We start from the raw sequence: 5,284 nt of genomic DNA, 5'->3' as shown, positions 1-5,284 counted from the left end.
TATTAATTCCATTTAATATAGAGACACATCAATTATGTTTATATACTGATGAATAATGGAATGAAGAAACAATGGAAGAAATGATTGGGGCTTCAGATCGTGAGGTGTATCCTTATGAAGACTAATTACAAAAAAAAATCATTTGAAGAGAAGAAAAAAGAAGTTGAAGATTTAACTAGTAACATGGAAAAGAGTATAAAAAACTATTTCCAAACACCAGAACAAATGAAAGAATATCTACAATTCATGAGTCAGTTTTATAACTATTCCAATTATAATATTGCGTTGATGAAAAACGCTTTCCCTGGTGCAAGAGCTGTCGGCTCTTTTTTATTTTGGAAAGAAAAAGGGTTCACTGTTAATAAGGGTGAGAAAGGGATAAAAATACTTTGTCCAAATAAAACTCAACCAAAATTCCAGAAAGAAGATGGAGAATGGGAAAACATAAAAAAAGCTTCAAAAGAACAAGAAAAACTAATAAAAGAAGGTAAATTAAAGGTTAAAGAAGGAGCGCTTTACTTTACGGTAGGTCATCTTTTTGATATTTCACAAACCAACGCAACGGCAAAAGATTTACCAGCAATTTTCCCCAATAGATGGCTAGAAGGTAACGTGGAAAACTATCAAACCTTTTTAAAGGGAATGGAACAAATAGCAGCCAATAACGGTATCTCTATTATTCAGCCAAAAGATGAATTAGGTTCGGCCAAAGGCGTTAGTTATACACTAACGAAGGAAGTAGCTCTTAATCCTAGAAATAGTGAGCTACAAAATGTAAAGACACTTTTGCATGAGCTGACACATGCCAAGTTGCATACATCAAAAACGTTTATGGATTATACCGATGCAGAGAAAGAATTTCAAGCCGAAATGACTGCTTATACAGTTGCTTCTCATTTTGGTATAGATACGAGCGAATATTCTTTACGTTACTTGCACAATTGGACAGCTAATAAAGAGTTTAAAGATCATGCAAAATTGCTGAAAGAAGTACATGGAACGGCTATAGAGTTTATTGATACCATCGAAGAAACACTACTGAAGGACAAAGAGAAACAGCAGCAGAAAAATGAAAAGAAAGAGCTTCATTCAGAGCAAACTCCTGAATTATCTAATCAAGAGTTGAAAAAGAAGAAGCCAAGAAGAGCAAGAATGCGTGAATATGAAATGGAACGATAAGAGGAAAATGTACCTCTTTTTTTTATGGGGAAAAAGGGAGTGTTATCTTTCTTTTTCTTTTACTTCAATTTAATGCAAAGGTGGAACAATAATGACAGTCGTTGTATTAGCAGAAAAACCTAATCAAGCTCAACAATATGCCGATGCTTTTTCATCTAGTTCAAAAAAAGATGGTTATTATGAGGTCAATGACCCAATTTACTTTAAAGGAACGGCATATATTACTTGGGGATATGGTCATTTAGTGCAGCTACAAGAACCAGCAAAGTATAGAGAGGAATGGGGTAAATGGTCGCTTGATTCGCTGCCTATACTTCCAGAAAAGTTTTTATTTGAGGTAAGTCCAGGGAAAACAAAACAGTTTAATGTTGTGAAAAAATTACTCAAAGAAGCATCTGAAATAATTGTAGCTACGGATTCAGATCGAGAAGGTGAAAACATTGCACGTTCGATTATTTGTCTAGCTGGCCAACAACATAAGCCGATTAAACGCTTATGGATAAATTCTCTTGAAACAGAAGAAATTCAAAGAGGTTTTAATCAATTACGTGATGGTGATGAATTCTTTCCACTATATATTGAAGCTCAAACAAGACAAATTGGGGACTGGTTAGTAGGTATGAATGCTTCAAGGTTATATACGGTACTTTTACAGCAGAAAGGTATCCAGGATAGCTTTAGTGTAGGTCGTGTGCAAACACCTACACTTTTTTTAATTTATCAACGGCAACAGGAAATTGAACATTTTAAACCTCAACCATTTTGGGAATTGTATGCGCTGATAAACACTGATAAAGGAACGTTTACAACCAAATACAGTGAGCGATTTGATACAAAAGAAGCGCTAGAATCTTTATTGGAAAAGCATCATATTCAGGAAGTGAATGAGGGGTATATTCAAAAGGTTGAACAACAATTGAAAAAAACAAAGTCACCAAAATTGCATAGTTTATCTAGTTTACAGTTGAAAGCTAACAAACTATGGAAGTATAGTCCTGCCGATGTTTTGCAAACTGTTCAGGGTTGTATGAAAAGAAAATTCTAAGTTATCCTCGGACAGATTGTCATTATATTACGGATGCTGAATTCGATTATCTTTCTTCTAATATAAGTCATTATCAATCCTTATTTAGCTTTGATGTAGCTTATCCATCAGCTCGTAAAGGTTATGTGGAATCAAGTAAAGTCCAGGAGCATTATGCGATTGTTCCCACAAAGAAAACATTGCAAATGACTGATATAGAAGCATTAGAAGAAAAACAAAAGAACATTTATTTAGAGGTTTTAAAGACTACAGTCGCAATGTTTATGCCAGATTATGAATTTGAAGAAACAAAAGTTGAAGTGAATGTCCAAGGTCTTCTCTTTCATAAAACAGGAAAAGTAGAGAAAAAGCTAGGATGGCGTTCATTATTTAAAGGCGAAGTTTCAAAAGAAGAAATGGACTCGGAAGAAGAAAATTCTTTACCTATCATTAAACAAGATGAAATGGTTCAGGTTACTTGTAACAGTAAAGAAGGTATAACAAAACCAAAAAAACCTTATACTGAAGGACAGCTTATATCCATGATGAAAACGTCCGGAAAAATGATCGAGGATGAAGAAAGCCAGGCTATTTTAAAAGAAACCGAAGGTATAGGAACGGAAGCAACGAGAGCTGAAACAATAGAGACATTAAAGCGAAAAGAATATATTGTTGTTCAGAAAAACCAGGTTTCCATTACTCCGAAAGGAGTTGTTTTGTGCGAAGCAGTCAAAGGAACATTGCTTTCTAGTCCGGAAATGACTGCGAAATGGGAACTATACTTAAAGAAAATAGGGAAAAAACAGGGCAATCAACCTTCTTTTCTTTTAAATATAGAAAAGTTTATTCGTAGTTTATTGGAATCAGCGCCAACACATATTGAATCAAATCAAGTATTAACACAAGTTAATCAATTAAAAGATTCCCTTTTAGTAGGTTCTTGTCCTATATGTCATAAAAACGTTGTAGATAAAGGGAAGTTCTATGGTTGTGAGGGATATTCAATAGGATGTCCATTCAATTTACCAAAAGTGTTTTTAACAAAAGATATTTCTTCAGCTAATATCGAAAAATTATTGGCCAAGAAAAAAACGACTCTGATTAAAGGTATGAAAGGGAAATCTGGTAAATCATTTGATGCTTTTTTGAAGTTAAACCAGGATTATAAGATCGAATTTGAATTCCCTCCTAAAAAGAAAGATACACGTAAAACAGGAAAAGGATTGACTAAAATGGCAAAACGGAGATGATTTAGATGGCTGCTAAAAAAGTATCTGAAGCACAGATTATTCGTGCTAGAGAAGTGGATTTGTTAAGCTATTTAGAAGCAAAAGGCGAGAAATTTGAAAAAGAAGGTAAATATTATCGTCACCAAGAACATGATAGTCTTGTTATTAAAAATAATGGGTATGTTTGGAATAGCAAAGGTGAAAAAGGCTATGGAGCTATTAGTTTTGCACAAATGTACTATGACATGTCATTCATAGAAGCTGTAGAAGAACTTAACCAGGAAGAATTTCTAGCATTAAAAAAGGTTGCTAAAGAACATAAGAAAAAGCAGCCTTTCTCCTATCCGGCACATTTAGAAATAAAGAATGAAGCGAATATCAAAAATTATCTTATACATGACCGAAAAATTGATCAAAGGTTAGTAGAATGGTTAATTCGTAAGGATTTAATTGCTCAAGATAAAAATAATAATTTAGCTCTTAAATGGAAAGAGAATGGAGGAAAAGGGAAGGTAATCGGTGCAGAATTACAAGGCACAGTACGAATGAGGAACAAAAGAGGTTCATTTAAACACATCATGCAAAATAATAGAGAAAATACAGGTTTTACGATTGATATAGGTAAACCCGAATACATCTATTATTTTGAATGTCCTATTGATCTTCTTTCTTATTGGAGTCTAAAACAGAAAAACTTACAAAATGCTCGTTTAGTAAGTATGAGTGGGTTAAAAATTAAAACGGTATTACATTCTTATATGGAAGCGAAAAAAGATGGTTGTAATGTAAAAGGGTTAGTACTATGCGTTGATAACGATAAGGCAGGCTTACATTTTTGTGAATGTGTAGAAGAAATTGCACGAAAGGATGTCTTTCATAAAGATTTACCTGAAAAAGAAGGTTCAGATTGGAATAATATTCTGAAAGAGAAGATGAAAAAACAGCAATATCTTTCATCGACTAAAGAAGAAGCTTTAAATGTAACGTAAAGTTTATTAGTAATGAGAGTGTTGCTCCATAATGTAAAGTGACAATAAAGTTCTATAAATAAAGTTGTTTATAATATCATAGATTTGATTAAAAATGCTATATATGTTATTTTATTCCGTTAAGAGATCGTGTAGTTAAATGGAAGACAGAATTGTTTGAAAGATAAATACAAGCGCTTGTTATTAAGATTATGTGAGTAATTTTTCCAAACTATGAAAAGGAGTGTTTTTTTGAAAAAACAAATCGTTTATTTTCTTCTAGCCCTTCTTTTAATTTTCAGTTTAGTAGGGTGTACGAATGATACCAAAAAGACAGTCGAGCAAAATCAAGAGGATACAATAACGAATGGGAAAAATGAAGGGGTAGTAAAAAATCAAAATTGGGTTGAAAGTGAAATCTTCATTTCTGAGAATTTTAATTGGAGAGGAAAATCGTTTAGGGTTTTCTTATGATGACACAGAGCATGTTAGGTTTTATCCAGACAAGGTTCAAAAGTATGGTTGGCATTTTTGGGGTAAAAAAGATGAACTCGATGGTGAACTTACTGTGAAGGCAACTAATGAAGGTAGTAATAACTCAATAACGATTTTAGAGGATCTTCAATTAATAGGGCCTAATAGTGGTACAGACCAACATGCCCCATCTACTATGTCTTTACCTAAGAGTGGAATGTGGAAATTGGATGCTATTATCGGAGAGAATTTATTTGGAAGTGTTTAATGTAAAAGTTCATGAGAAACAATAAAGTTCTTCAACAATGAAGAATCTATAGTTTCTTTATTTGTTTGTTTGTGAATTATTGTACTTAAACTCCCTCGACAAATATGAAATAGCTCTTAAATACTCATGTATTCGCAGGATT

The 5,284-nt window shown here is 33.1% G+C and carries 2 protein-coding genes and 2 pseudogenes; all 4 read left to right on the top strand.

Annotation, left to right across the window (positions count from 1 at the left end; genetic code table 11):
- Nucleotides 1–114: 114 nt before the first annotated feature.
- Nucleotides 115–1,116 (top strand): annotated as a pseudogene (locus V7014_RS25370) (ImmA/IrrE family metallo-endopeptidase); the annotation flags it as partial.
- Nucleotides 1,117–1,270: 154 nt separating this feature from the next.
- Nucleotides 1,271–3,453: pseudogene (locus V7014_RS25365) on the top strand (DNA topoisomerase 3).
- A gap of 5 nt (nt 3,454–3,458) precedes the next feature.
- Complete coding sequence (locus tag V7014_RS25360; RefSeq protein WP_335511597.1) at nt 3,459–4,421, top strand: toprim domain-containing protein; 963 nt, start codon at nt 3,459–3,461, stop codon at nt 4,419–4,421.
- A 391-nt stretch (nt 4,422–4,812) separates the two neighbouring features.
- Nucleotides 4,813–5,142: a hypothetical protein gene (locus V7014_RS25355; protein WP_335511595.1), complete on the top strand. Its 330-nt coding sequence runs from the start codon at nt 4,813–4,815 to the stop codon at nt 5,140–5,142.
- Nucleotides 5,143–5,284 lie beyond the last annotated feature (142 nt).

It is taken from the genome of Bacillus sp. JJ722, from assembly GCF_036963345.1.
Taxonomy (GTDB): domain Bacteria; phylum Bacillota; class Bacilli; order Bacillales; family DSM-1321; genus Bacillus_AD.
This window is presented reverse-complemented; position numbering and strand designations above follow the sequence as displayed.

Excerpts from the sequence above, each read along its gene's own strand:
- V7014_RS25360 (WP_335511597.1), top strand. The coding sequence starts at position 3,459 with ATGGCTGCTAAAAAAGTATCTGAAGCACAGATTATTCGTGCTAGAGAA.